21 protein-coding genes and 1 pseudogene are annotated in these 26,026 nt (G+C 65.7%); 7 read left to right on the top strand and 15 right to left on the bottom strand.

Annotation, left to right across the window (positions count from 1 at the left end; all coding sequences use genetic code 11):
- Together P0Y43_RS21115 and P0Y43_RS21110 are read right to left on the bottom strand one after the other, a co-directional pair.
- Positions 1-427 (bottom strand): annotated as a pseudogene (locus P0Y43_RS21115) (IS3 family transposase); the annotation flags it as partial.
- 175 nt (positions 428-602) lie between these two features.
- Positions 603-1,919, bottom strand: a complete 1,317-nt coding sequence (locus P0Y43_RS21110) for a DEAD/DEAH box helicase (RefSeq protein WP_275639215.1) — start codon at positions 1,917-1,919, stop codon at positions 603-605.
- A 142-nt stretch (positions 1,920-2,061) separates the two neighbouring features.
- On the opposite strand from P0Y43_RS21110, the gene P0Y43_RS21105 reads away from it, so the two are divergent.
- Positions 2,062-3,351 (top strand): mechanosensitive ion channel family protein, encoded by a 1,290-nt coding sequence (locus tag P0Y43_RS21105; protein WP_275639214.1) that lies wholly within the window; start codon positions 2,062-2,064, stop codon positions 3,349-3,351.
- A 39-nt stretch (positions 3,352-3,390) separates the two neighbouring features.
- On the opposite strand, the gene P0Y43_RS21100 is transcribed toward P0Y43_RS21105, so the two are convergent.
- From P0Y43_RS21100 to P0Y43_RS21085, 4 genes are all read right to left on the bottom strand, one after another.
- The gene (locus P0Y43_RS21100) at positions 3,391-4,263 is read right to left on the bottom strand and encodes a carboxylate/amino acid/amine transporter (protein WP_275639213.1); all 873 of its coding nucleotides are present in this window, start codon (positions 4,261-4,263) and stop codon (positions 3,391-3,393) included.
- A 78-nt stretch (positions 4,264-4,341) separates the two neighbouring features.
- A complete protein-coding gene (locus P0Y43_RS21095; protein ID WP_275639212.1) occupies positions 4,342-5,379 on the bottom strand; it encodes an NAD(P)H-dependent flavin oxidoreductase in 1,038 nt (345 codons plus the stop codon).
- A gap of 58 nt (positions 5,380-5,437) precedes the next feature.
- Positions 5,438-6,955: a CoA-acylating methylmalonate-semialdehyde dehydrogenase gene (locus P0Y43_RS21090; RefSeq protein ID WP_275639211.1), complete on the bottom strand. Its 1,518-nt coding sequence runs from the start codon at positions 6,953-6,955 to the stop codon at positions 5,438-5,440.
- Between the two features lie 117 nt (positions 6,956-7,072).
- The gene (locus tag P0Y43_RS21085) at positions 7,073-7,735 is read right to left on the bottom strand and encodes an MOSC domain-containing protein (RefSeq protein WP_275639210.1); all 663 of its coding nucleotides are present in this window, start codon (positions 7,733-7,735) and stop codon (positions 7,073-7,075) included.
- 112 nt (positions 7,736-7,847) lie between these two features.
- Here P0Y43_RS21085 and P0Y43_RS21080 point away from each other — a divergent pair, with 112 nt between their 5' ends.
- Entirely contained in the window at positions 7,848-8,729 is an 882-nt protein-coding gene (locus tag P0Y43_RS21080; protein ID WP_275639209.1) for a LysR family transcriptional regulator, read from the top strand.
- Positions 8,730-8,825: 96 nt separating this feature from the next.
- Here P0Y43_RS21080 and P0Y43_RS21075 read toward each other — a convergent pair whose 3' ends face one another.
- The 6 genes from P0Y43_RS21075 to P0Y43_RS21050 form a co-directional block, all read right to left on the bottom strand.
- A complete protein-coding gene (locus P0Y43_RS21075; RefSeq protein ID WP_275639208.1) occupies positions 8,826-9,776 on the bottom strand; it encodes an NAD(P)H-dependent flavin oxidoreductase in 951 nt (316 codons plus the stop codon).
- Between the two features lie 3 nt (positions 9,777-9,779).
- Positions 9,780-10,334, bottom strand: coding sequence for a cytochrome b (locus P0Y43_RS21070; RefSeq protein WP_275639207.1), 555 nt, complete (start codon positions 10,332-10,334; stop codon positions 9,780-9,782).
- 21 nt (positions 10,335-10,355) lie between these two features.
- Positions 10,356-12,029 carry a cation/acetate symporter ActP gene (gene actP, locus P0Y43_RS21065; RefSeq protein ID WP_275639206.1) on the bottom strand — a complete coding sequence of 558 codons (1,674 nt, stop codon included), beginning with the start codon at positions 12,027-12,029 and terminating at the stop codon, positions 10,356-10,358.
- On the bottom strand, positions 12,026-12,340 hold the full coding sequence (locus tag P0Y43_RS21060; RefSeq protein ID WP_275639205.1) for a DUF485 domain-containing protein: 315 nt from the start codon (positions 12,338-12,340) through the stop codon (positions 12,026-12,028). The genes actP and P0Y43_RS21060 overlap by 4 nt, the downstream gene beginning before the upstream one ends.
- Before the next feature lie 290 nt (positions 12,341-12,630).
- Complete coding sequence (locus P0Y43_RS21055; RefSeq protein ID WP_275639204.1) at positions 12,631-13,230, bottom strand: FMN-dependent NADH-azoreductase; 600 nt, start codon at positions 13,228-13,230, stop codon at positions 12,631-12,633.
- A gap of 111 nt (positions 13,231-13,341) precedes the next feature.
- Entirely contained in the window at positions 13,342-13,656 is a 315-nt protein-coding gene (locus tag P0Y43_RS21050) for a 3-phosphoglycerate kinase (RefSeq protein ID WP_275639203.1), read from the bottom strand.
- 48 nt (positions 13,657-13,704) lie between these two features.
- Between P0Y43_RS21050 and P0Y43_RS21045 the strand changes: the two genes are divergently transcribed.
- From P0Y43_RS21045 to P0Y43_RS21030, 4 genes are read left to right on the top strand one after another with little or no spacing between them, the layout of a single operon-like run.
- Entirely contained in the window at positions 13,705-14,628 is a 924-nt protein-coding gene (locus P0Y43_RS21045; protein WP_275639202.1) for a LysR family transcriptional regulator, read from the top strand.
- A gap of 13 nt (positions 14,629-14,641) precedes the next feature.
- Entirely contained in the window at positions 14,642-15,454 is an 813-nt protein-coding gene (locus P0Y43_RS21040; protein WP_275639201.1) for an alpha/beta fold hydrolase, read from the top strand.
- A complete protein-coding gene (locus P0Y43_RS21035) occupies positions 15,448-16,005 on the top strand; it encodes a peptidylprolyl isomerase (RefSeq protein ID WP_275639200.1) in 558 nt (185 codons plus the stop codon). Before P0Y43_RS21040 ends, P0Y43_RS21035 begins: the two co-directional genes overlap by 7 nt.
- 57 nt (positions 16,006-16,062) lie before the next feature.
- Positions 16,063-17,895, top strand: coding sequence for an ABC transporter ATP-binding protein (locus P0Y43_RS21030; protein ID WP_275639199.1), 1,833 nt, complete (start codon positions 16,063-16,065; stop codon positions 17,893-17,895).
- Positions 17,896-18,014: 119 nt separating this feature from the next.
- Here P0Y43_RS21030 and P0Y43_RS21025 read toward each other — a convergent pair whose 3' ends face one another.
- The gene (locus P0Y43_RS21025) at positions 18,015-19,142 is read right to left on the bottom strand and encodes a GNAT family N-acetyltransferase (protein WP_275639198.1); all 1,128 of its coding nucleotides are present in this window, start codon (positions 19,140-19,142) and stop codon (positions 18,015-18,017) included.
- Positions 19,143-19,394: 252 nt separating this feature from the next.
- On the opposite strand from P0Y43_RS21025, the gene P0Y43_RS21020 reads away from it, so the two are divergent.
- Positions 19,395-20,639 (top strand): putative porin, encoded by a 1,245-nt coding sequence (locus P0Y43_RS21020; protein WP_275639197.1) that lies wholly within the window; start codon positions 19,395-19,397, stop codon positions 20,637-20,639.
- Positions 20,640-20,750: 111 nt separating this feature from the next.
- On the opposite strand, the gene P0Y43_RS21015 is transcribed toward P0Y43_RS21020, so the two are convergent.
- Positions 20,751-21,872, bottom strand: coding sequence for a beta-ketoacyl-ACP synthase III (locus P0Y43_RS21015; protein WP_275639196.1), 1,122 nt, complete (start codon positions 21,870-21,872; stop codon positions 20,751-20,753).
- A gap of 181 nt (positions 21,873-22,053) precedes the next feature.
- Positions 22,054-25,959: an ATP-dependent RNA helicase HrpA gene (gene hrpA, locus P0Y43_RS21010; RefSeq protein ID WP_275639195.1), complete on the bottom strand. Its 3,906-nt coding sequence runs from the start codon at positions 25,957-25,959 to the stop codon at positions 22,054-22,056.
- Between the last annotated feature and the right edge of the window lie 67 nt (positions 25,960-26,026).

Genomic DNA, 26,026 nt, shown 5'->3' with positions numbered 1-26,026 from the left:
CCTAGAAACTGACAAGCCCTGGCAATGCTCAGTCCTGCGACTTGGCCTTGCGAGAGGACTTGCCGGATCGCTTTTTTACGACCGAAACACCATAGTCATTTTTCAGAACATCAACGACCGTCTCGAAGAACTGGGCCTTCTGGCTCATCAGCTCAAGCTGCTGCTCAAGCTCTTTGATCCGCTGCTCTGGAGTGAGCGGTTTGGGGTCAGACATCGCGCAGCTCCTCTCGGCTCGGATCGATGCCCCTTGGCTCCAATCCTGCCGACCGTGCTTACGCAACCATACCAGAACCGTCGACCGACCCTGGATGCCATACCGCACCTGGGCCTGCTTGTAGGTCAGTTCGCCTTTTTCGATCTGATCAACAACGGCCAATTTAAAAGACAGTGAGTAATCTCGCTGTGTGCGCTTTACACCTTGCTCCATCTGACTCTCCGGAAATTCGGGATGGGAGGTGTAAACCTTATTCAGGACGGGACACGGCGGAGAAAAAGGCCGAGTGAGGCGGTGAGTGTTCCGGCCTATCGCGGGGCGAGCCCGCGCCTACAAGGGAGCGTGCCGGCCTGAGGGGCCGGCACGGGCATGACTTCGGCTTGCGCGTTTATTCCGCGGCCGGCTTGCGCTTCTTCAGCGGCGCCATGCCGTCGGCGCTGGCCAGCGGCTTGGGCTTGGCCACCGATTTACGCTTGGCGGTGCCTTTTTTATCGGCACCGGCCTTCTTCTCGACCTTTTTCTTCTTGGTGCCTGCCGCCTTGCCCGAGGCCTTGACCTTCTTCGGCCCGTTGTAGGTGCCCTTGACCTCCTTGATCACCCGGCGCTCGAACTGCTGCTTGAGGTAGCGCTCGATGCTCGACATCAGGTTCCAATCATTGTGGGTGATCAGCGAGATGGCCAGGCCCTCGCCACCGGCACGGCCGGTGCGGCCCACGCGGTGCACGTACTCGTCGCCGCTGCGCGGCATGTCGAAGTTGATCACCAGGTCCAGGCCGTCGATGTCCAGGCCGCGGGCCGCCACGTCGGTGGCCACCAGCACCTTGGAGCCACCCTGCTTGAAGCGATCGATGGCCAGCTTGCGGTCCTTCTGGTCCTTCTCGCCGTGCAGCACGAAGGCCTTGACCTCCTTGGCCACCAGGTGGCCGTAGATACGGTCGGCCAGGGCGCGGGTGTTGGTGAAGATGATCGCCTTCTGGTAGGTCTCGTTGGCCAGCAGCCACTGCACGATCTGCTCTTTGTGCTGGTCGTGGTCGGCGGTGATGATCTGCTGGCGGGTGCCCTCGGCCAGTTGCGAGACGCTATTGAGCATCAGGTGCTCAGGGTCTTTCAGCACCTTGCCGATGATGTCGCGCAGGGCCGCGCCACCGGTGGTGGCGGAGAACAGCAGGGTCTGCTCGCGGTGCTCGCACTCCTTGCACAGGCGCTCCATGTCCTCGGCGAAGCCCATGTCGAGCATGCGGTCGGCCTCGTCGAGCACCAGCACCTGCACGTGCGACAGGTCCAGGTTGCCGGCATTGAGGTGCTCCAGCAGGCGGCCCGGGGTGCCGATCAGCACGTCCGGCACCTTGCGCAGCAGCGCGGCCTGTTCCTTGAAGTCCTCGCCGCCGGTGATCAGGCCCGACTTGATGTAGGTGAACTGCGAGAACAGCTGCACCTGCTTGAGGGTCTGCTGGGCCAACTCGCGGGTCGGCAGCAGGATCAACGCGCGGATCTCCACACGGCGCTCACGCAGATCGACCAGGCGGTTGAGCAACGGCAGCACGAACGCCGCGGTCTTGCCGCTGCCGGTCTGCGCCGTGACCCGCAGGTCACGCCCTTGCAGGGCCTGGGGAATGGCCGCCGCCTGCACCGGGGTCGGCTCGACAAAGTTCAGCTCGGCCACGGCTTTGAGCAGGCGTTCGTGCAGGGCGAATTGGGAAAACACGGGTGTACCTCAGGCAGATGCGGACAATTCGGTTGCATAGGGTAACGGTTTCCGCCGCCGGAGCCGAATTTCTTTTGGCACCTTGCCCAGCTTCCGCGCTCTAATGGCGCTTCGTTTGGCAATGCAGACCGGCTTTACCCTCATGGATATCCAACGACTCTGGACCGATGCCCTCGACCTCTGGGGCACCCTCGACCAACATCCACTGCTGCACACCGCCCTGGGCCTGGCCGTGCTGCTGTTGATCTCGCTGCTGATCGGCCGCCTGGCACGCTTCGTGGTGCTGCACGCCAGCCGTCTGCTGGCCCGGCAACCGGCGCTGAAGTGGCTGGACGACCTGCGCCACAACAAGGTGCTGCAGCGCCTGGCACAGACCACCCCGTCGCTGGTGGTGCAATTCGGCCTGCGCCTGGTGCCGGAGCTGTCCGCCACCGCGCAGCATTTCCTCGGCAACGTCGCCCTGGCCTTCACCCTGCTGTTCATGACCATGGCCGTGTCGTGCCTGCTCGATGCGCTGCTGGACATCTACGCCCGCACCGAACACGCCCGCACCCGCTCGATCAAGGGCTACGTGCAATTGGCCAAGATGGCCCTGTGGGTATTCAGCGCCATCGTCATCGTCGCCACCCTGATCGACCGCTCGCCGCTGTTGCTGCTGTCGGGCCTGGGCGCCATGTCGGCGGTGCTGCTGTTGGTGTACAAGGACACCCTGCTGTCGTTCGTCGCCAGCGTGCAACTGACCAGCAACGACATGCTGCACGTGGGCGACTGGATCGAGATGCCGCAGGTGGGCGCCGACGGTGACGTGGTGGACATCACCCTGCACACGGTCAAGGTGCAGAACTTCGACAAGACCATCGTCTCGATTCCCACCTGGCGCCTGATGAGCGAGTCGTTCCGCAACTACCGCGGCATGCAGCAGTCCGGCGGCCGTCGCATCAAGCGCAGCCTGTTCATCGACGCGGCGGGTGTGCGTTTCCTCACCCGCGAGGAAGAGCAGCGTCTGGGCCAAGTGCGCCTGCTGGGCGACTACCTGGCGCAGAAACGCCAGGAGCTGCATGCCTGGAACGAGGCGCTGGGGCCGGTCGCCGAGCTGTCCGCCAACCGCCGCAAGCTCACCAATATCGGCACCTTCCGCGCTTTCGCCCTGGCCTACCTGAAGAACCATCCCAACGTGCACCCGGGCATGACCTGCATGGTCCGGCAGATGCAGGCCAGCGCCGAGGGCGTGCCGCTGGAGATCTACTGCTTCACCACCACCACGGCGTGGGCCGATTACGAGCGTATCCAGGGGGATATCTTCGACTACCTGCTGGCGGTGTTGCCGGAGTTCGGCTTGAGCCTGTACCAGCAGCCCAGTGGCAATGACATGCGGGTGGGGTTGGCGGCGCGGGCAGTGCAGGTGCGTGAGGCTGAGCACGACCAGGCGTGAGGTGTTGAGTCGACCGGCCCTATCGCGGGGCCAGCCGATTCAGCGCGAAACCACCCGCCGCACCGCCCCCCCACCCCACCGGCTCATCCACACCGACGCCAGAATCACCGCCCCGCCCAGGAACAACCGTCCCAACGGCTCGTGCTGGTTCCAGATCATCAGGTTCAACAGCAACCCCACCGGTACGTGCAGGTTGTTCATCACCGCCAGGGTCGCGCCAGGCACCAGGCACGCGCCCTTGTTCCACCAGTACAACCCCAGCGCCGTCGGGCACAGGCCGAGGAACAGCAGCACCAGCCACTGCACCCCGGTGCTCGGCAGGTGCTGGGCGTTGCCGAACAACAGGAAGGCCGGCAGCACGACCATCAGCGCGCCCAGGTAGAAGTAGCCGAAACGCTTGTAGTGCGGCAGGTCGCTGGGGTGGCGGGCGACCAGGTGACGGTACAGCACCTGGCCAGCGGCGTAAGTGAAGTTGGCCAGTTGCAGCAGCAGGAAGCCGATGAAGAAGTCGCCGCTGATGCTGTCGAAGCGGATCACCGCCGCGCCCGCCACCGCCACCAGGGCCGCCAGCAGCGCCCAGGGGTTGAAGCGCCGATTCAAGGCATCCTCGATCAGCGTCACGTGCAGCGGGGTGAGAATGGTGAACAGCAACACCTCTGGCACCGTCAGCACGCGGAAGCTCAGGTACAGGCAGACGTAGGTGATGCCGTACTGCAAGGCGCCGATCAGCAGCATCGAACGCAGGAAGCGCGGCTCGACCTGGCGCCAGCGGGTCAGCGGCAGGAACACCAGCCCGGCCAGCACCACCCGCGCCAGCACGGCGAAGTAGCTGTCGACATGGCCGGCCAGGTATTCGCCGATCAGGCTGAAGGAAAACGCCTGGATCAGCGCGACGATAATCAGGTAGCCCATGGTTGCCCCTCGTGGATCAAGGCGGCGACCTTAGCGGGTTGGGCGCCTTGAGAGCAACTGCGGCGCCCCCCGCGCCCTCTACATCTCGGCGATGAGCGTTTCGACCAGTTGCGCGGCGGGCATCGCCCGTGCCAGCGGAGCACCCTGCCCGGCCCACTGCACGGCGAAATCCGTGCAGCCATGTGCCGTCGCCAACGCGTTCAAGGCCTTGTTGGCGTCGTAGGTGTAGGGGTAATCCGGCAATGCTAGCGGGCTGTCCAGGCTGAAGTTGCGGTTGACCATGCCACGCGCCGGTCGCCCGGAAATCAGGCTGGTCACCTCGGTCTGCCGCGCACGCGGGCCGCCAAGCGCCTCGCGGTAGGCGATATTGGCCGACGACTCCGGGCACAGGATGAACGCCGTACCCAACTGCGCGGCGACCGCGCCCAAGGCCAGGGCCGCGGCGATCCCAGCGCCGTCCATGATCCCGCCAGCGGCGATGATCGGCAGTTGGCAGTGCTGCTTGAGCACCCGCACCAACGCCAGCGTGCCCATGCGCGCATCCACCTCGGGCGCGAACACCCCACGGTGGCCGCCCGCCTCATACCCCTGCGCCACCAACGCATGCACCCCGGCGCGCTGCGCCTGCTCAGCCTCCGCCACGCTGGTGACGCAGCACAGCAGTACGATACCCGCCCGCTTCAGCGCCTCGATGAACGCCTGCGGCGGCAGGCCGAAGTGAAAGCTCACCACTGCCGGCTTTTCTTCGAGCAGCATCTGCAGCATCTCGGGGTCTTCGACGAACGAACGGTAAATCTCGCGCAGCGCCGTCGGCGGCTCGGCGCCGAAGGCCTGGAAATGCGGGCGCAACGCTTGCAACCAGGCCGCCTCGCGCCGCAGGTCGCGGACCGCGGGGGCGTGGCAGAACACGTTGACGTTGAAGGGGCGGCGGGTCAGCGCGAAGGTGTCGCTGAGCATTCGCCGCGCTTGCGCCACCGTGCACGCACCGATGCCGATCGAGCCCAGGCCGCCAGCATTGGACACCGCCGCCGCCAGCTCGGGCGTCGACACACCCACCATCGGCGCCTGGATGATCGGCAGGCGCAGGTTCAACAACGTCAGCAGTGGATTGCTCATGGTCTTTCTCGCTTGTGCGCAAAGGGCTCCAGCCGTCCCGGCGCGGAGCCCATCGGGGTTACTTGGAAGTCGGCATGGCGAACTCGGCGCCCTTGCCGATACTGTTGGGCCAGCGTTGCATCACCGACTTCTGCTTGGTGTAGAAGCGCACGCCTTCCTCGCCGTAGGCGTGGGTGTCGCCAAACAGCGAACGCTTCCAGCCGCCGAAGCCGTGCCAGGCCATGGGCACCGGGATCGGCACGTTGATGCCGACCATGCCCACCTGGATGCGCAGGGCGAACTCGCGGGCGATGTGGCCGTCGCGGGTGTAGCAGACGGTGCCGTTGCCGAACTCGTGGCCGTTGACCAACTCGACCGCCTCGGCGAAGTCGGCCACCCGCACGCAGGCCAGCACGGGGCCGAAGATCTCTTCCTGGTAGATCTTCATGTCCGGGGTCACCTGGTCGAACACCGTGCCGCCGAGCCAGAAGCCACCCTCGCAACGCTCGCCGGCTTGCGCGCCGTCGAACCCGCGACCGTCCACCAGCAGTCGGGCACCCTCGGCCACGCCCTGCTCGATGTAGCCGACGATGCGCTCGCGGGCCGCCTGGGTGACGATCGGGCCCATCTCGGCGGCCAGATTGGTACCGTCCAGCACCTTGAGCGCCTGGGTACGCTCCACCAACTTGGGAATGACCTTGTCGGCGACATCACCGACGAACACCGCCACCGAGATCGCCATGCAACGCTCGCCCGCCGAACCGAAGGCAGCGCCCATCAGGGCATCGACCACCTGGTCGATGTCGGCATCGGGCATCACCACCATGTGGTTCTTTGCCCCGCCCAGGGCCTGCACGCGCTTGCCGTGGCGGGCGCCGACCTCGTAGATGTGGTTGGCGATCGGCGTCGAGCCGACGAAACTCAGCGCCTTGACCTCGGGGTGTTCGAGCAGCGCATCGACCGCCGCCTTGTCACCCTGGACCACGTTGAACACGCCGTCGGGCAGGCCGGCTTCCTTGAACAGCTCGGCGATGAACAGCGACGGCGAAGGGTCCAGCGGGCTGGGCTTGAGCACGAAGGTATTGCCGCAGGCGATGGCCACCGGGAACATCCACATGGGCACCATCACCGGGAAGTTGAACGGGGTGATGCCGGCGACCACGCCCAGCGCCTGGCGCAGCGTCCAGTTGTCGATATTGGTGGAGACCTGTTCGGTGTAGTCGCCCTTGAGCAGTTGCGGGATGCCGCAGGCGAACTCGACCACCTCGATGCCTCGGGTCACCTCGCCCTGGGCGTCGGTGAACACCTTGCCGTGCTCGGTGGTGATCATCCGCGCCAGGGTGTCGCGGTGCTCGTTGAGCAGGCCGAGAAAACGCTGCAAGACGCGCGCGCGGCGAATCGCGGGGGTCGCCGACCAAGCCGGGAACGCTGCGGCGGCGGCGTGCACGGCGCGATCGACTTCGGCCGCATTGGCTAGCGCCACCTCCCCCACCACCGTGCCGTGGGCAGGGTTGCTGACGGCTTGCTGGCGACCCGAGGTGCCGGGTACCGCACGGCCGTTGATGAAGTGTCCAATCGCTTCAGGCTGGTTGCTCATGGCGGGGCTCTCTGTGTTGTGGGTGAGGAAGGCGTGTGCCTGTGCTCGACCTTAAGCGCCGCTTTTCATCTGTACAAATGATGATATGTGATGCTTTTCATCACTCCTCATGAACACCTAGCCGAGCCGGCTGGCCAGCCACTCGGCACGCCCGGCGAGGCGGGCTTGCCACTCGTCAGCCAACCCCGGGGTGGCGCTGAGCTGACGCAGGTCCTCTACTTGAGGACGATGCAGCAGTTGCAGGGTCCAGAACGCGTCGATGGAAAAACGCTCGGTGAAGCGCTCCACCAGCGTCACCCGATCCCCCACCTCGACCACGCCCTGCTCGATGACCCGGTAGTACCAACCGGTGAGGTGCTGCTGGACCACGAACATCGACATTTTCTCGGCCTCGAAGCGGTGGTTGATCTTCCAGCACGGGCTGCGCGGCTGCGACACCTGCAACAGGGCGCTGCCGACCCGGTAGAGGTCGCCGATGTGCACGTTGCGCTCGTCCAGCCCGTGGCTGGAGAGGTTCTCTCCCAGGCTGCCAGGCAGTAGTTCGGCAGCGCACTCGGGAAATGCCGCGGCGAGCGCGGCGTAGTTCTGCGCAGCGTAGTGGTGCACGGCCTTCTCCGGGCCGCCGTGCACGCGGGTGTCTGCCTGCTGGTCGCCGACGATACCGTTGCGCCGTATGAGCGCAGGGCCAACCACCGGGTGCTTGTAGATGCCGGTGCGCTGCCCCTCGGGCTGCAATTCGCGCAGGCCGCCGGCGAAGAGGTGTTCGATGTGGGTGATCATGGCGCCGCCTTTCATCTGCCTGTTCGCGGGCACTTTACGCATGGGAAAAACCGGCCTTAAAATGATCAATCGCTATGCCATTCATCACCCACAGTGATAGGTGAGAACACCCATGGAAATGCGCCAACTGAAAATCTTCTGCGCCGTGGCGGAGCTTGGCAGTTTCACCGCAGCCGCAGCGAAGATAAACACCGTGCAGTCCAACGTGACCATGCGCATCAAGGAGCTCGAGTCAGAGCTCGACCGCGAGTTGTTCATCCGCCGCAAGTCCGGCGTGCTGCTCACGGCGGCCGGCGAGACGTTCCTTGGCTATGCCCGGCGCATCCTCCAGCTCACCGACGAAAGCCGCAGCGCACTGCAGGACACCGGTGTGCCCAGCGGCCCGCTGCGCCTGGGTTCGATGGAGACCACCGCGGCCATCCGCCTGCCGCGCATCCTCACCCAGTACCGCGAGCAGCACCCCGAGGTGCAGCTGTCGCTGCTCACCGGCACCACCGCCGAGCTGATCAAGGCGATCGAGGCGCACCGCATCGACGGCGCCTTCGTCGGCGGCTTCCACCAGAACCCAATGCTGGCCCAGGAAGAGGTGTTCAGCGAGGAACTGGTGCTGGTCAGCAGCAACCAGTTCGGGTCGTTGCAGGCGTTGATGGCCGAGGTGCCGTCGCAGACGGTGCTGGTGTTCCGCACCGGCTGCTTCTACCGCTCGACCCTGGAGAACTGGTTCTACCAAGTGGGGTTGGTGCCGAACCAGATCATGGAGCTGGGCACCCTCGATGGCATCCTGACCTGCGTGGCGGCGGGCATGGGCGTGACCCTGCTGCCCAAGTCGGTGGCCGAGAGTTGCAGCGTGCGCCAGTCGATTCGCTGCCATGCGCTGCCGGCGGAGTTCGCCAAGGTGTCGACGGTGTTCATCCGCCGCGCCGATTCGCTGCCAACCTCGGCGATGAGTGCGTTCGTGGCGTTGGCGCAGCGGCAGGTGGCGGCGGCCGCCTGAACGCCGCGGCCCCATCGCGGGGCAAGCCCGCTCCAGGGTTCAGCGCAGTCCCCCTGAGCGGGCTCGCCCCGCGATAGGGCTGCTACAGACGCCCTGTCAGGCCGCCGACTCCACCCCAGCCAGACAACGAACCTGCTCCGGCAACCCCAACAGCAACTCCGCCATGCGCTGCGACGCCGGCACCACACTGTCGATCTTGCCTACCCCCTGCCCCGCGTACAGCGACAACTTGCGCGCCAAGCGCTCCTTGTCGATCGCCCGCGCGCCGCCGCCCATCAAACGCAACAGGTTCCAGCGCTCCCGATTGGGAATCACCCGGTGCGGCGTGCCGTAGGTCCAGCCGAACGAATACCCGGTGCGGTACTCGGTGTCATCCGCCGTGGCCTCGACGATCTTCTGCTTGTACAGCGGGTGCGCATTGGACTCGTCGGTGGCGACGAACGCGGTCCCCACCATCACCCCCGCCGCGCCCAGGCCAAGCATCGCGCGCACGTCATCACGCGTGGTGATACCGCCGGCGGCCAGCACCGGCCGGCCTTGGGCCAGCGCCAGCAGCGGCGGCAACAACGTCAGCAGCCCGAAGGTGCCACGGTTGAGGTGCCCGCCGCTCTCGCTGCCCTGGGCCACCAGGATATCGGCGCCATGGGCCAGCGCCTTGCGCGCCAGGGCCACGGTGCCCACCTGCACCATCACGGTCATTCCCGCCGCCTTCGCCCGGGGGATCATCTCGGCGGTGTAGTCCTCGGCATAGAAGAACGACACCACCTTGGGCCGCTCCTCCAGCAACACCTGGAACTGCGCCTCGAAAACCTCCGGGCCGCCGAACTGCGGCACCAGGTTCACACCGAACGGCTGGTCGGTCAGGGCGCGGGTCTCGCGGATCCACCGGCGCAGCATCTTTGGCGCCAGGCGCAGGCCGCCGAGCACGCCCATGCCGCCGGCGTTGGCCACCGCGGCGACCAATTGCGGGCCGGAAATGGCCGCCATGCCGGCGAGGAAGATGGGGTATTTCACCCCGCACAGTTGTTCGAGTGTTGGATGGCTCACGGTTCACAGCTCCACGTGTTTGCCCAGCATCCGCTTGAGCGTGTCGTTTTTCAGCAGGAAGTGGTTTTTCACAGCGCCGAACAGGTGCAGCGCAAGCCCTGCGAGAAAGGCCGAGGCGCCAATGTCGAAGAGCACGTCGACCACCTGCTTCAAGGTCGCGTTGGGCGCGAACACCTTGGGCAAGGCAACCCCGCCGGGCAGCTCCACCGTCACCCCGGCGGTGGCCCGGGAGGCCCAGATGGCGATCGGCAGCAGCACCATCGCCAGCACCAGGGCGAAGGCCACCGAGCGGCTGATGATCACCTCGATGGGGTTCGGCGTGCCCACCGGCAGCGGGTGGAAGGAGGTCCAGCGCGCCCACAGGCGGTACAGCGACACCATGAACAGCAGCAGCCCTACCAGGTTCTGCAGGCGCACCCAGTCGGCGCGCGTGGCGTCGTCGACCGCTTGGCCGATGGTCAGTTGCAGGGCCAGCAAGGCCAGCAGGCCCAGCGTCGCCACCCAGTGCAGCAGCACGGTGAGCGGCGAATAGCGCAGGCCGTTGTCTCGAAGTTGCATGACAGGTTCCTCGGGCAAGGGTCAGTGAACGGCGGCCTTGTCGGCGCCAATGCCGGTGCGCGCGCGAAACACCTGGGCGGCATAGCGCTCGCGCTCGAGCGCGGCGGCGGCGCTGCGGTCGGTGACCGAGCCCAGCCAGGTGAACAGCAGCGCGACGTTCATCGACACGATCGCCGGGTAGTCGTAGGGGAAGATGGCATCGGCATTGCCGAGCACCTTGACCCACACCGCCGGCGACAGGATCACCAGGCCTACCGCGCTGACCAGCCCGGCCACGCCGCCCATCAAGGCGCCGCGCGTGGTCAGCCCTTTCCAGTACAGCGAAAGCGCCAGGATCGGAAAGTTGACCGAAGCGGCCACACCGAAGGTCAGCGCCACCAGGAAGGCGATGTTCTGGTCCTTGAACAGGATGCCCAGCAGCACCGCCACCACGCCGATGCCCACCGAGGCCAGGCGCGACACCCGGCGCTCGGCGTCACCGCTCACTGCGCCTTTTTTCAGGACCTGCACGTACAGGTCGTGGGCGATGGCCGAGGTGCCCGCCATGGTCAGGCCAGCGACCACCGCCAGGATGGTGGCGAACGCGACCGCCGAGATGAAGCCCAGCAGCAGGTCGCCGCCGACCGCCTTGGCTAGGTGCATCACCGGCATGTTGCTGCCACCGATCAGCTTGCCGCCGATGATGCCGCCCTCGTGAAACAGCGGGTCGCGGCCGACGATGACGATGGCCGCCAGGCCCAGCACGGCGACGATCAGGTAGAAGAAGCCGATGAAGCCGGTGGCGACGAATACCGACTTGCGCGCCTGCCGGGCATCTGGGACGGTGAAGAAGCGCATCAGGATATGCGGCAGCCCCGCCGTGCCGAACACCAGCCCCAGCGACAGCGAGATCAATGACAGGGGGTCGGCCACCAGCTTGCTCGGCATCAGGACCTGCTCACCGGCCGGGTGCGCCGCCACGGCCTGCTGGAACAGCTGCTCGAAGGAAAAGCCGAAGCGGCTCAGCGCCAGGGCCGCCAACAGCACGCCACCGATCAACAGCAGCCCGGCCTTGATGATTTGCACCCAGGTGGTGGCGACCATGCCGCCGAACGTGACGTAGATCGCCATCAACAAGCCCACGGCGATCACCGCATAGTGGTAAGGCAGGCCGAACAGCAGTTGGATCAGTTGGCCGGCCCCCACCATCTGCACCACCAGGTAGAAGCACACCACCGTCAGCGAACCGAAGGCCGTGAGGGTGCGGATGCGCTGCTGATCGAGGCGGAACGAGGCGATATCGGCAATGGTGGTGCGGCCCAGGTTGCGAATGCGTTCGGCGAACAGGAACAGCAGCAACGGCCAGGCGACGAAGAAGCTGATCGAATACAGCACGCCGTCGAAGCCATTGAAGTAGATCATGCTGGTCACCCCCAGCAACGCGGCGGCGGACATGTAGTCGCCAGCCAGCGCCAGGCCGTTCTGAAAGCCGGTGATCCCGCCCCCGGCGTTGTAGAAGTCGTCCATGGAGCGGGTCTTGCGCGCCGCCCAGTAGGTGATCGCCAGGGTCGCCAGCACGAACACCAGGAACATGAGGATGGCGGTGAGGTTCAGGGGTTGCGGCTGCGCGCCCTGGATCGCATCCCCGGCCAAGGCACGGTCGGCGGCAACGGCCAGCAGGATGCACAGGCTGGATTTGAGCGAGAGGCGGTTCATGCCGGATTCTCCTCGCGCACGGCGTTGGCCAGCGCATCGAACGCGCGGTTGGCGCGCAGGATATAGATGCCGGTCAGCACCCAGGCACCGACGATGAACACGGCGCCCAGCGGCCAGGCGATGTTGATGACGCTGGTGGGCAAGACTTTGCTGGCGAGCAGGTCGGGGGCGAAGGCGGCGATCAGGATGAACGCGCAGTAGGGGATGAGCAGCGCGCAGGTCAGGCGGGTGACGACGCTGCGTTGCAGGGCCACCAGCCGGCGATAGGCGCTGGATTCGGGAACACGTGGGGACGCAAGGGCATGGTTCACGTTGACTCCGTGTAGCAGTGGATAAGTTATTGTTGTTCCACAGCCTCAGAGGCGAAAAACGCCATCTGCCACTGGCTGGGGTTGGTTCGCCTGGTCCACGCTAGACCTCGTCATTGTTCAAGTAAAATGATTGTTCGTGATGCGAAGAATCTCCTTAGGTGAAGTATGGGATGGCCTGATCGGGCGCTATCCCCCTCACCACAAAACCCCAGGCAAAAAAAACCCGGCCATCTTCATGACCGGGCAGGCACACCCAAAGGAGCAACAGGTGTCAGGGTTGGGAATTCGTCTCAGGCCACCGCCGCCAGCTTCGCCTTCGCCTGGTTCAGGCCCTTCTCCTGGAAATCACCACTCATGTTCAGCCCCTCGGCGTGAATGAAGTCCACATCGTGGATGCCGATGAAGGCCATCACCTGGCGCAAGTACGGTTCCTGATGGTCACTGCTGGCGCCGGCATGGATACCGCCACGCGCCGTCAGCACGATGGCGCGCTTGCCGGTGAGCAGCCCCTGCGGGCCGGTAGGGGTGTACTTGAAGGTGATGCCAGCACGCAGCACGTGGTCCAGCCAGGCCTTCAGGGTGCTGGGGATGGCGAAGTTGTACATCGGCGCGGCCATCACCAGCACATCGGCGGCCAGCAGCTCATCGGTCAGTTCGTTGGAGCGCGCCAGGGCCTCGACCTCAGCGCCGTTGCGCTGGCCCTCGGGCTTCATCCAGCCACCGAGCAGGTTGGCATCGAGGTGCGGCACCGGGGTCACCGCCAGGTCGCGCACGCTGATCGTGTCGCCCGGGTGCGCCGCCTGCCATTGCTGGATGAAGTCGCGGGTCAGTTGACGGGAAACGGAATCCTGCTGGCGGGCGCTGCTTTCGACGATCAGTACGCGGGACATGGGGTGCCTCCATCGGCGGTAACGGGGGTGCGATTCGATGGAGGTGAGATTAAGGCTTGACCTATCGATGAAAAAGCGTAAAAAGTCGCTTCAATCTATCGATTAATCCGTTTATTCCGCTTTGCAGTCCAGCGCGATGCGCAGCTTGATGATCTGCCGGTTGAACTTGGCGGTAACGTCCACGCTCTTGCCCGCTGGCACGTTGACCCGGCGCACCCGCGGCGCCTCGGGGCCATTGCGGAAGGTCACCTTGCACGCGGCCGGCACCTGGCCATAGTTGTTCAGGGTGATCGCGCCAATGTCGTAGGCCGTGTCGTAGGCGGTGTAGTCCAGCTTCACGCCCTCGACCGCCTTTTCCACGTCGATGGGGTAAGCCATGGCGCCCAGGGGCAGGAACATCAGCAGTACCGCACAACATTTCTTCATTTGGCGCTCTCCTTGAAAGAGCGCAGCTTAGGACAACAGGAGCCGAAGATGAAAGCGCCGCGCGTGACCCTGGACCAGTGGCGAACCCTGCAGGCGGTGGTCGACCACGGCGGTTTCGCCCAGGCCGCCGAGGCCCTGCACCGCTCGCAGTCCTCGGTGAGCTACACCGTGGCGCGCATGCAGGAGCAACTCGGCGTGCCGCTGCTGCGCATCGACGGGCGCAAGGCGGTGCTGACCGAAGCCGGCAACGTGCTGCTGCGCCGTTCGCGCCAACTGGTCAAGCAGGCCAGCCAGCTCGAAGACCTGGCCCACCACATGGAACAGGGCTGGGAGGCTGAAGTTCGCCTGGTGGTCGACGCCGCCTACCCCAGCGCCCGCCTGGTGCGCGCCCTCAGCGCGTTCATGCCGCAGAGCCGCGGCTGCCGGGTGCGCCTGCGTGAAGAGGTGTTGTCAGGCGTCGAAGAGGTGCTGCACGAAGGCATTGCCGACCTGGCCATCAGCAGCTTCAACATCGCCGGCTACCTGGGCGCGGAGCTGAGCCCGGTGGAGTTCGTCGCCGTCGCCCACCCCGAGCACAGCCTGCACCGCATGGGCCGCGAGATCACCTTCCAGGACCTGGAAAGCCAGCTGCAGGTAGTCATCCGCGACTCCGGCCGCAGCCAGCCGCGCGACGTCGGTTGGCTCGGCGCCGAGCAGCGCTGGACGGTCGGCAGCCTGGGCACGGCCGCGACCTTCGTCGGCAGCGGCCTGGGGTTCGCCTGGCTGCCCCGGCACATGATCGAGCGCGAGCTGCGCGAGGGCGTGCTCAAACCCCTGCCGCTGGATCAGGGTGGCAGCCGCCACCCACTGTTCTACCTTTACTCGAGCAAGGAAAAGACCCTGGGCCCGGCCACGCAGATCCTCATCGAACTGTTGCGCAACTTCGACACCGCGCCGCTGGACGTGCCCTTCGCAGCCCCCCCACAAGCCTGAGAGGACCGCGCCCATGGCCTGTTTCGAACACGACGGATGCCTGTTGCATTACGAGGAACACGGCCAGGGCGAACCCCTGGTGCTGCTGCATGGCCTGGGTTCGAGCAGCCAGGACTGGGAACTGCAAGTGCCCGAGTTCAGTCGCCATTACCGGGTGATCCTCATGGACATCCGCGGCCACGGGCAGTCGTCCAAGCCACGCCGCGGCTACCAGATCAAGACCTTCAGCGAAGACCTGCTGGCCCTGCTCGAACACCTGGGCACGGGCCCGGTGCACTTCGTCGGGCTGTCGATGGGCGGCATGGTGGGCTTTCAGTTCGCGGTCGACCACCCGCAGTGGCTGCGCAGCCTGTGCATCGTCAACAGCGCCCCGGAGGTCAAGCGCCGCACCCGCGGCGACTGGCTGTGGTGGCTCAAACGCTGGGGCCTGGCCCGTATCCTCAGCGTCGAGACGGTGGGCCAGGGCCTGGCCCAGCGCCTGTTCCCCAAGCCCGAGCAGACCGAGTTGCGCCACAAGATGGCCGAGCGCTGGGCACGCAACGACAAGCGCGCCTACCTCAAGAGCTTCGATGCCATCGTCGATTGGGGCGTGCAGGAACGCATCGGGCAGATCGGCTGTCCCACCCTGGTGATCGCCGCCGATCACGATTACACCCCGATACAGTTGAAGGAGCGTTACGTCGCCCTGATACCCACGGCAAGGCTGGCGGTGATCGAAGATTCCCGGCACGCTACACCGCTTGATCAACCCCAGGTCTTCAACCAGACCCTGCTGCACTTCCTGGCAGCCACCTCCACCTCTCAAGGATCTTTGAGCCCATGCTGAAAAAACTCCTGCTCGCCGCCTGCTCGATCGCCTTCGCCAGCGGCGTCATGGCTTCGGACAAGACCCCTCATGTGCTGCTGGACACCAGCTTCGGCCAGGTCGAAATCGAACTGAACGCCGAGAAGGCGCCGCTCAGCACGAAGAACTTCCTGGACTACGTCGACAGCGGCTTCTACAACAACACGATCTTCCACCGCGTGATCCCGGGCTTCATGGTCCAGGGCGGCGGCTTCACCGAGCAGATGGTGCAGAAGAACACCAAGGACCCGATCCGCAACGAGGCCAGCAACGGCCTGCAGAACACCCGTGGCACCCTCGCCATGGCGCGCACCTCGGACCCGAACTCGGCCACCAGCCAATTCTTCATCAACGTCGCCGACAACGACTTCCTCAACCCGGGCCGCGACCGTGGCTACGCGGTGTTCGGCAAGGTGACCAAGGGCATGGACGTGGTCGACCAGATCGTCAATTCGCCCACCACCGTGAAGAAAGGCATGCGCGACGTGCCGGTCGACCCGGTGTTCATCAAGTCCGCCAAGCGCATCGACTGATCGCGGGTCTCACACGGACGTGACACCACCCGCCAGCCGGGGCCAACAGGAGTTCCCATGCTGTACCGTCGTTTCGAGCAGTTGATCGACATCTTCCGCGAGGCGCCCAGCGAGGCGCCTCCTGGCAAGGTCTGGCCCTTCTACCTGTATTACCTGCGCCAGGTCTGGCCGAGTTTCCTCGCCCTGCTGGTGGTGGGCCTGGTGGCCTCGCTGATCGAGGTCGCCATGTTCAGCTACCTGAGCCGGATCATCGACCTGGCCCAGGGCACCCCCAACACCGACTTCTTCAGCCAGCACAGCGGCGAGCTGATCTGGATGCTGGTGGTCGTGCTGTTGCTGCGCCCGGTGTTCTTCGGCCTGCACGACCTGCTGGTGCACCAGACCATCAACCCCGGCATGACCAGCATGATCCGCTGGCAGAACCACACCTACGTGCTCAAGCAGAGCCTGAACTTCTTCCAGAGCGACTTCGCCGGACGCATCGCCCAGCGCATCATGCAGACCGGCAACTCGCTGCGCGACTCGGCGGTGCAGGCGGTGGACGCGCTGTGGCACGTGCTGATCTACGCGATCAGTTCGCTGGTGCTGTTCGCCGAGGCCGACTGGCGCCTGATGCTGCCGCTGCTGGCCTGGATCGCCTGCTACATCGCTTCGCTGATGTACTTCGTGCCGCGGGTGAAGGAGCGCTCGGTCGTGTCCTCCGACGCGCGCTCCAAGCTGATGGGGCGCATCGTCGATGGCTACACCAACATTGCCACGCTCAAGCTGTTCTCCCACACCGACTATGAGCAACAGTACGCCCGCGAAGCGATCCGCGAGCAGACCGAGAAAACCCAGCTGGCCGCACGCGTGGTCACCAGCATGGACGTGGTCATCACCACGCTCAACGGGCTGCTGGTGGTCACCACCACGGGCCTGGCCCTGTGGTTGTGGAGCCAGTCGCTGATCAGCGTCGGCGCCATCGCCCTGGCCACCGGCCTGGTGATCCGCATCGTCAACATGTCGGGCTGGATCATGTGGGTGGTCAACGGCATCTTCGAGAACATCGGCATGGTCCAGGACGGCCTGCAGACCATCGCCCAGCCGGTCACAGTCAACGACCGGCCCAACGCCCCGGTGCTCAAGGTGACCCGTGGCGCGGTGCGTTTCGATGACGTGGACTTCCACTACGGCAAGGGGCGCAAGGTCATCGAGGCGCTGAACCTGGACATCCGCCCGGGCGAGAAGATCGGCCTGATCGGCCCCTCCGGCGCGGGCAAATCGACCCTGGTGAACCTGCTGCTGCGCCTGTACGACGTGGAGGGCGGGCGTATCCTGATCGACGGCCAGGACATCGCCTCGGTCAACCAGGCCAGCCTGCGCGCGCAGATCGGCATGATCACCCAGGACACCTCGCTGCTGCACCGCTCGATCCGCGACAACCTGCTGTACGGCCGGCCGAACGCCAGCGACGAGGAAGTCTGGGACGCCGTGCGCCGGGCCAAGGCCGACGAGTTCATCCCGCAGTTGTCCGATGCCCAGGGCCGCACCGGCTTCGACGCCCATGTGGGCGAGCGCGGGGTCAAGCTCTCCGGTGGCCAGCGCCAACGCATCGCGATTGCCCGGGTGCTGTTGAAGAACGCGCCGATCCTGATCATGGACGAGGCCACCTCGGCACTGGACTCGGAAGTCGAGGCGGCGATCCAGGAGAGCCTGGAGACGCTGATGCAGGGCAAGACGGTGATCGCCATCGCCCACCGGCTGTCGACCATCGCGCGCATGGACCGGCTGGTGGTGCTGGACAAGGGGCATATCGTCGAAAGCGGCAGCCACGGCGAACTGCTGGCCCAGCGCGGGTTGTATGCGCGGTTGTGGCATCACCAGACCGGCGGGTTCGTCGGAGTGGATTGATTGGCCTTCATGGCCCTATCGCGGAGCAAGCCCGCGCCCCACGCAGGTACAGCGCCAGCACTGAGAACGGCGCGGTCCCTGAACGGGCTGGCTCCGCGATAGGGCCGGCACATCCCCACTCAACCCCGCCGATAAGGCAACATCTCCCGCGCCTGCAGCGCATACTCGCGCACCCCTTCGCGCTCCTGCGCCAGGAACTCGTCCACCGCCCGCCGCAGCCCCGGGTGCAGCAGGTAATGCCACGACCGCGTCAACACCGGCTCGAACCCGCGAATCAGCTTGTGCTCCCCTTGAGCCCCCGCATCGAAACGCTGCACCCCCTCGGCGATCGCATACTCCATGCCCTGGTAGAAACAGGTCTCGAAATGCAGGCGGTCGAACTCATCCAGGCAGCCCCAGTAGCGACCATACAGGCTGCCACCGCCGACCAGGCTCAACGCCATGGCCACGTCACGCCCCTGCTGGCGCGCCACCACCACGCGCAGCGCCTCGGGCATGCGCTCGGCCAGCAGGCTGAAGAACTCACGGGTCAGGTACGGCGCACGACGACGCACGGCGTAGGTGTTGGCGTAGCACTGGTAGACGAAGTCCCAGCGCGCCTCGTCCAGCTCGTCACCGCGCAACCACTGGAATTCGATGCCCTGCCCCGCCACCTGCTCGCGCTCCTTGCGCATCTGCTTGCGCTTGCGTGAGCTCAAGGTGTCGAGAAAATCCTGGAAGTCACGGTAGCCAGGGTTATGCCAGTGGTACTGGCAACCCAGGCGCTCCATCCAGCCCGGCAGGCCGGCGAGCTGCTCATCGATGGCACTGTCGGTGAAGTTGATGTGCGCCCCGGAAAGCCCGCCCTTGCCCAGGTACTCGGGCAGTGCCTGCAACAGCAGCAGGCCATCCTCGGCATTGCGGGCAAGCAGACGCGGCCCGCTCACCGGGCTGAACGGCACCGCCCCGAGCAGCTTGGGGTAGTAGGCGATGCCCGCGCGTTCGCAAGCATCGGCCCAGCCATGGTCGAACACGTACTCGCCGAACGAATGCCACTTGCGGTACGCCGGCAGCAACGCACGCACCTGGCCATCGCGCTCCAGCACCAGATGCTCGGCGGCCCAGCCGGTGCTGCGAACGACACTGCCGCTGTCCTCCAGGGCACTGAGGAAGGCATGGCGCAGGAACGGCTGGCCCTCGGGCGCCAGGGCATCCCAGGTGGTCGCCGGCAGGTCACGCAGGTGAGCGAGGCTATAGAGGCTGATCACGGTTTCGACTCGCAACGAAGAGGCCGCCAGTATCCGGCAAGTGCGCCGCGACACTCAAATGGCCGGAGGCGGATCTACAAAAGTATTAATCACAGTGCCACTAATTAGACATCGTTCTGTCATTCGCCCTCGCAATACTTGCGCCTGTTTTCCGGAACCCCAGAACCTGTCTAGCCAGGCCTTTTCCGAAGACATGCCAACTTGGGGGCGGGCGCACGAGCCTCCCCACACTTTTCCAACAGGGAGAACCTTATGCGTCTTGTTTCTACACTTACTGGAGTTAGCCTCACCGGCATGATGCTGGCCATGAGCGCTCCGGCCAGTGCTGCAGTCGACGCCAAGCTGCTCGAAATGCTTCGCGCCAACGGCTCGATCAACCAGGCGCAGTACAGCGAGCTGCAAGCCGACCTGGCAAAAGAAACCAAGGAAAAGGCCGACCAGAAGGCGCAATCCGAGCGCCTGAGCTCCTTCGAACAAAAAGTGGCCTGGGCCGCCAAGACCCAGATCAAGGGTGACGTGCGCCTGCGCTACGAGGACGTCAACGTCGACAACCCGATCTCGCGCAGTGGCAACCAAGACCGTGAGCGCGTTCGCGCCCGCGTCGGCTTCTACAGCGAGATCAACCCGCAGGTCGACGCCGGCATTCGCGTGGCCACCGGCAGCAGCGCCGACGCCCGCTCGACCAACCAGAGCCTGGACAACTACTTCGAGAAGAAATCGCTGTGGGTCGACCTGGCCTACCTCGACTGGCACCCGACCGCCGTCCCCAACCTGCACCTGATCGGCGGCAAGATGCAGCAGCCGTGGGTGAGCATGGGTGACATCATCTGGGACAGCGACATCAACCCGGAAGGCGTGGCCGTCACCTACAAGACCAACCTGGGCGGCGCCGAGCTGTTCGGCAGCGCCGGTCACTACACCCTCAAGGACAACGTCGACGGCGACGGCGTGCAGTTCAAGCACGACGCGCAGCTGTACCACGGCCAGTTGGGCGCCAAGTTCAACGCCGCCGACACCCTCAAGGTCACCGTTGGCGGCAGCATCTACGGCTACGACAACGACAAGGAGTCCACCGTCCTGCGTGCCCTGGGCAACACCACCAACGAGTTCAACCTGGTCGAAGGTTTCGGTCAGTTGGATTTCACTGGCTTCGCCATCCCGCTGTCGGCCTACGGTCAGTTCGTCAAGAACACCGAAAGCACCGATGGCAAGGACAAGGCCTGGCTGGCCGGTCTGAAAACCAAGCTGGGAGCCTGGAGCCTGGACTACAACTACCGCGACGTGCAGCGTAACGCGGTGGTCAGCGCCTTCACCGACTCCGACTTCGGTAACGGCTTCACCGGCTCGCGCGGTCACAAGTTCAAGGTCGGTTACGAAATCGACAAGAACTTCGCCCTGGGCGCGGCCTACCTGATGGCCAAGACCGACTTCTCCAACCTGCCGAACAGCAATGCTGACGTAGACACCCTGCAGGTTGACCTGGAAGCCAAGTTCTAAGACTACGCTCCCCTGCGTGACTCAAGCGGGAAGTGCCGACCCCATCCGGCGCTTCCCGTTTTTTTCGTCTGCTGGAAATGCGCCGGCCCCATCGCGGGGCCGCCACCTGTCTCAGCGCTTACGCAGAACCACACTGCCGATCGAATACCCCGCCCCGAACGAACTCAGCACGCCCAGCGAGCCCTTGGCCAGGTCGTCCTGGTACAGGTGGAAGGCGATCACCGAGCCGGCCGAGCTGGTGTTGGCGTAACGGTCGAGAATCACCGGCGCATCCTCCTCGGCCACGTCACGGCCCATCAGCTTCTTGACGATCAGCTGGTTCATGCTCAGGTTCGCCTGGTGCAGCCAGAACCGCTTGACGTCCGATGGCTGCAGGCCATTCTCGCCCAGGTGCTGGCCGATCAGCTCGGCGACCATTGGGCACACTTCGCGGAACACCTTGCGGCCTTCCTGCACGAACAGCTTGTCACGCGAGCCCTCGCCCTCTTCCGCCGCACGGTTGAGGAAGCCGAAGTTGTTGCGGATGTTGTTGGAGAACGCGGTCAGCAGCTTGGTGCCGAGGATTTCGAACTGGTGCGCGGAGGTGGCCTGGTCGGCCCGCTCCAGCAGTACCGCGGTGGCGGCGTCACCGAAGATGAAGTGGCTGTCGCGGTCACGGAAATTCAGGTGGCCGGTGCAGATTTCCGGGTTGACCACCAGCACCGCGCGCGCCTGGCCCAGCTGTACGCTGTTGGCGGCGGTCTGGATGCCGAAGGTGGCCGAGGAGCAAGCCACGTTCATGTCGAAGGCGAAACCCTGGATGCCCAGGGCCTGCTGCACCTCGATGGCGATGGCCGGGTACGGGCGCTGCAGGTTGGAGCAGGCGACGATCACCCCGTCGACGTCGGCGGCGCTGCGCCCGGCGCGCGCCAGGGCCTGGCGGGCGGCGGCCACGGCCATTTCGCAGAGGATCGAAGGCTCGTCGTTGCTGCGCTCTGGCAGGCGCGGCTTCATGCGCTGCGGGTCGAGGATGCCGGCCTTGTCCATGACGAAGCGGCTCTTGATGCCCGAGGCTTTCTCGATGAACGCGGCGTCGGACAGTGGGGCCGCCTCGACCTCGCCGCGCTCGATGGCAGCGGCGTTGTCCTGGTTGAACTGGGTGGCCCACTCGTTGAACGAGGCCACCAGTTCTTCGTTGGAGATGCTCTGGGCCGGGGTGTAAAGGCCGGTGCCGCTGATCACGACGTTATGCACGGTCGTTCCTCTGGTCTGGGGCCGGCGCCTGGCGGGCGTTGGCCGGATTTGGGCAAGGTAATGGCACCTTAGTACCAATTTGAGATCGTGAAGCGAGGGCTGCGCCCTCGATCGCGGGGCAAGCCCGCGATGGGCCGCAACGCGGCCCAAATTGCACCAATATTGCCACAACTCAGGGAATTTAGGCTTCCACCAAACTCCACTGCTTGCTCAACCTCTTATCGGAAACCGCCACCTTGGTGCCCAGTTGCTGGGCGAACAGCGACACCCGGTACTCCTCCAGCCACCAGCGGTACACCGTCAGTTGCTCGTCGCGCTTGCCTTCCTGGGCATGCTTGTCGGCGCGGGCCTTGCACTGCGCCCACAGGTTGCCCAGCTCGCCGCTCCAGACCCGGTCCTTCTGCACCTGCGCGCCGAGTTTCTCCAGGCGCAGCTCGATGGCCTTGAGGTAACGCGGCAACTCCTTGAACCAGGCCCCCGGCGTCTCGCGCACGAAGCCGGCGTACACCAGGTTGCCCAGTTGCTGCTTGATGTCGTTCAGCGCCACCGCCTGGCTCAGGTCGATCTTGCCCTTGAAGCGTTTCTGCAACCCGTGCCACAGCTTGAGCACCTCCAAGGTCTGGCGCGCCAGACGCTCGGCATGCTCGGCCCAACTGCCGCGCTTGCGCTCGGCCAACGATGCCAGCGCCGCGCCGTCGCGTGGCAGCGGCGACTCGCCTTCGAGCACGCAGCTGTCGAGACTGGCCAGCAGGATGTCCTCGACCAGCGACTCGACCCGCCCCAGCTCGCGGTACAGCAGGCCCAGCTCGGTCAGCCCCGGCAGCTTGCCGCGCAGGTACTTGGCCGGCTCCGCCAGCTGTTGCAGCAGCAGCCGCTGCAAGGCCCGACGGTGCTGGAACTCGGCCTCGGCCTGGGTCGAGAAGCGCCCCTCGCGCACCGTGCCGTTGTCCTCCACCAGCGCCGGGTAGACCGTCATCGACAGCCCGGCGATCTTCTGCTGGGCCGTCTGCGCCACTTGCGAGAACGCCTTGGCCTGCACCGGCTGCTCGGCCTTGTCGTTACGAGGCAAGGCCAGCGCGGCCTGGCTAGCGGCGGCGAAGCGCGCGGTCAGCTCAGCCAGGTCGCGGCCCTCGCCCAGGAACTTGCCCTGGCCATCGACCACCTCGATGTTCATCCGCAGGTGCCCTTCCAGCAGCCCGGCGGCTTCCACCCAAGCCTCGTCGGACACCCGCGCGCCGGTCATGCGCAGCAGCTCCTGCCCCAGCGCCTGCGGCAGGGCGCCCTGGCCGAAGGTCATGCGCGACAGCGCCGCCTTGACGAAATCCGGCACCGGCACGAAGTTCTTGCGCAGGGCCTTAGGCAGGTTGCGCACCAGCGCCACGCACTTGGCCTCCAGCAGGCCCGGCACCAGCCATTCCAGGCGCTCGCCCGGCAGGCTCGGCAGCAACGGCGCCGGCACCCGCACGGTCACGCCATCGCGGGCGTGGCCAGGCTCGAAGTGGTAGCTCAGCGACAGGCGCAACTCGCCCACCTGCAGGTGGTCCGGGTACTGCGCGGCGGTGACCTCGCTGGCCTCTCGGGCCAGTACGTCTTCCTCGCGCATGATCAGCAGGTTGGCGTCCTGCTGGCTGTTCATCCGGTACCAGCTGTCGAAGGTCGCGGCCTGGTGGATTTCCGCCGGCAGGCGCGCCTCATAGAAGGCGTAGAGGGTTTCCTCGTCGGCGAGAATGTCGCGCCGACGCGCCTTGGCTTCCAACTCGTCGAGCTGCTCCAGCAAGCGCTTGTTGGCCGCCAGGCACTTGGCCCTGGACTGGATCTCGCCGCCGACCAGGCCCTCGCGGATGAACAGCTCACGCGACACCACCGGGTCGATCGGGCCGAAGTGCACGGGGCGGCGGCCGACCAGGATCAGCCCGTACAGGGTGATCTGCTCGTAGGCCACCACCTGGCCGCGCTTCTTCTCCCAGTGCGGCTCGAAATGGTTCTTCTTGATCAAGTGCCCAGCCAGCGGCTCGATCCAGTCGGGCTCGATCTTGGCCACCATGCGCGCGTACAGCTTGGTGGTTTCCACCAGCTCCGCGGCCATCACCCACTGCGGGCGCTTGCGGCCGATGCCCGACGACGGGTGCACCCAGAAGCGCCGCTGGCGCGCGCCTTGGTAGTCGCCTTCCTCGGTCTTGTGGCCGATCTGGCTGAGCAGGCCGCTCAAGATCGCCTTGTGCACGCGCTGGTAGTCCGAGGCGTCCTTGTTCACCGCCAATTGCAGGTCGCGGCAGATCAGCGACAGCTGCCGGTGCGCATCGCGCCATTCGCGCAGGCGCAGGTAGTTGAGGAACTGCTTGCGGCACCAGTTGCGCAGCGGGCTGGCGGTCAACGTCTGGCGCTGCTCCTCGAAACCGCGCCACAGGTTGACCAGCGCGGCGAAATCGGAGTCGACGTCTTTCCACTGCGCGTGGGCCTGGTCAGCGGCCTGCTGGCGCTCCGGCGGACGCTCGCGCGGGTCTTGCACCGACAGGGCGCTGGCGACGATCAGCACCTCCTGCAAGCTGCCCTGGCGCGCGCCTTCGAGCAGCATGCGGCCCAGGCGCGGGTCGATCGGCAGGCGCGCCAGTTGGCGGCCCAGCGGGGTCAGCTGGTTCTCGCGATTGACCGCCGACAGCTCCTGCAACAAGTTGAAGCCGTCGCTGATGGCCTTGCCATCCGGCGGCTCGATGAACGGGAAGGCGTCGATGTCGCCCAGGCGCAGGTGCAGCATCTGCAGGATCACCGCGGCCAGGTTGGTGCGCAGGATCTCAGGGTCGGTGAACGCCGGCCGGCCGTTGAAGTCGTCTTCGCTGTACAGCCGCACGCAGATGCCCGGCTCGACCCGCCCGCAACGGCCCTTGCGCTGGTTGGCGCTGGCCTGCGACACCGCCTCGATCGGCAGGCGCTGAACCTTGGCGCGGTAGCTGTAGCGGCTGATGCGCGCGGTGCCGCTGTCGATCACGTAGCGGATGCCGGGCACGGTCAGCGAGGTCTCGGCAACGTTGGTGGCCAGCACCACGCGGCGCCCGGTGTGGGGCTGGAAGATCTTCTGCTGTTCGGCCGGGGTCAAGCGCGCGTACAGCGGCAGGATCTCGGTGTGGCGCAGCTGCGCCTTGCGCAGGATCTCCGCCGCATCGCGGATCTCGCGTTCGCCGGGCAGGAACACCAGCACGTCGCCCGGGCCCTTGCCCACGCTGCGTTCGTGCTGGGCGATCTCGTCCAGGGTGGCGAGGATCGCCTGGTCGACGGTGAGGTCGTCCTCGACCCGGTTGCCCTCCTCGTCCTGCTCGCTGGTCAGCGGGCGGTACCAGGTCTCGACCGGGTAGGTGCGACCCGACACCTCGATGATCGGCGCATCGTCGAAGTGCTTGGAGAAGCGCTCCAGGTCGATGGTCGCCGAGGTGATGATCAGCTTGAGGTCCGGGCGGCGGTGCAGCAGGGTCTTGAGGTAGCCGAGCAGGAAGTCGATGTTCAGGCTGCGCTCGTGGGCCTCGTCGACGATGATCGTGTCGTAGCGTTCGAGGAAGCGGTCGTGCTGGGTCTCGGCCAGCAGGATGCCGTCGGTCATCAGCTTGACCAAGGTGTTGCTGTCGCTCTGGTCCTCGAAACGCACCTGGTAGCCGACCAGCGCGCCCAGCGGCGTGCCTAGCTCCTCGGCGACCCGCGCCGCCACGCTGCGCGCGGCGATCCGCCGGGGCTGGGTGTGGGCGATCAGGCCGTGGCTGCCGCGGCCCAGCTCCAGGCAGATCTTCGGCAACTGGGTGGTCTTGCCCGAGCCGGTCTCACCGGCGATGACCAGCACCTGGTGCTCGGCCAGGGCCTTCTTGATCTCGTCGCGCTTGGCGGCGATCGGCAGGCTGTCGTCGTAGCGAATGCGCGGCACGCTCTGCTGGCGCGCGACGACCTGGGCGCAAGACGCCTGGGCCCGCTCCACCCACTGCGCGAGCTTGGCCTCGTCGGGGCGCTTGCGCAGCTCGTGCAATTGCCGACGCAGGCGATGGCGGTCGACGATCATGGCGTGGTCGAGGTTGTTCAGCAGTTGGTCGATGGCGTGGTCTGTCATGGGGCTTTTTAATGATGCAGGTGGGCCTGCTTTTTCATGATCGGCATGCGGGAGGGGGGCGATTGTC

Source organism: Pseudomonas entomophila, from assembly GCF_029193575.1.
GTDB classification, from domain to species: domain Bacteria; phylum Pseudomonadota; class Gammaproteobacteria; order Pseudomonadales; family Pseudomonadaceae; genus Aquipseudomonas; species Aquipseudomonas entomophila_G.
The sequence above is the reverse complement of the archived record's forward strand: the minus strand, read 5'-3'. Positions and strand labels throughout refer to the sequence as shown.

Excerpts from the sequence above, each read along its gene's own strand:
- P0Y43_RS21105 (WP_275639214.1), top strand. The coding sequence starts at position 2,062 with ATGGATATCCAACGACTCTGGACCGATGCCCTCGACCTCTGGGGCACC.
- P0Y43_RS21100 (WP_275639213.1), bottom strand. The coding sequence starts at position 4,263 with ATGGGCTACCTGATTATCGTCGCGCTGATCCAGGCGTTTTCCTTCAGC.
- P0Y43_RS21095 (WP_275639212.1), bottom strand. The coding sequence starts at position 5,379 with ATGAGCAATCCACTGCTGACGTTGTTGAACCTGCGCCTGCCGATCATC.
- P0Y43_RS21090 (WP_275639211.1), bottom strand. The coding sequence starts at position 6,955 with ATGAGCAACCAGCCTGAAGCGATTGGACACTTCATCAACGGCCGTGCG.
- P0Y43_RS21085 (WP_275639210.1), bottom strand. The coding sequence starts at position 7,735 with ATGATCACCCACATCGAACACCTCTTCGCCGGCGGCCTGCGCGAATTG.
- P0Y43_RS21080 (WP_275639209.1), top strand. The coding sequence starts at position 7,848 with ATGGAAATGCGCCAACTGAAAATCTTCTGCGCCGTGGCGGAGCTTGGC.
- P0Y43_RS21070 (WP_275639207.1), bottom strand. The coding sequence starts at position 10,334 with ATGCAACTTCGAGACAACGGCCTGCGCTATTCGCCGCTCACCGTGCTG.
- actP (WP_275639206.1), bottom strand. The coding sequence starts at position 12,029 with ATGAACCGCCTCTCGCTCAAATCCAGCCTGTGCATCCTGCTGGCCGTT.
- P0Y43_RS21055 (WP_275639204.1), bottom strand. The coding sequence starts at position 13,230 with ATGTCCCGCGTACTGATCGTCGAAAGCAGCGCCCGCCAGCAGGATTCC.
- P0Y43_RS21050 (WP_275639203.1), bottom strand. The coding sequence starts at position 13,656 with ATGAAGAAATGTTGTGCGGTACTGCTGATGTTCCTGCCCCTGGGCGCC.
- P0Y43_RS21045 (WP_275639202.1), top strand. The coding sequence starts at position 13,705 with ATGAAAGCGCCGCGCGTGACCCTGGACCAGTGGCGAACCCTGCAGGCG.
- P0Y43_RS21040 (WP_275639201.1), top strand. The coding sequence starts at position 14,642 with ATGGCCTGTTTCGAACACGACGGATGCCTGTTGCATTACGAGGAACAC.
- P0Y43_RS21035 (WP_275639200.1), top strand. The coding sequence starts at position 15,448 with ATGCTGAAAAAACTCCTGCTCGCCGCCTGCTCGATCGCCTTCGCCAGC.
- P0Y43_RS21030 (WP_275639199.1), top strand. The coding sequence starts at position 16,063 with ATGCTGTACCGTCGTTTCGAGCAGTTGATCGACATCTTCCGCGAGGCG.
- P0Y43_RS21020 (WP_275639197.1), top strand. The coding sequence starts at position 19,395 with ATGCGTCTTGTTTCTACACTTACTGGAGTTAGCCTCACCGGCATGATG.
- hrpA (WP_275639195.1), bottom strand. The coding sequence starts at position 25,959 with ATGACAGACCACGCCATCGACCAACTGCTGAACAACCTCGACCACGCC.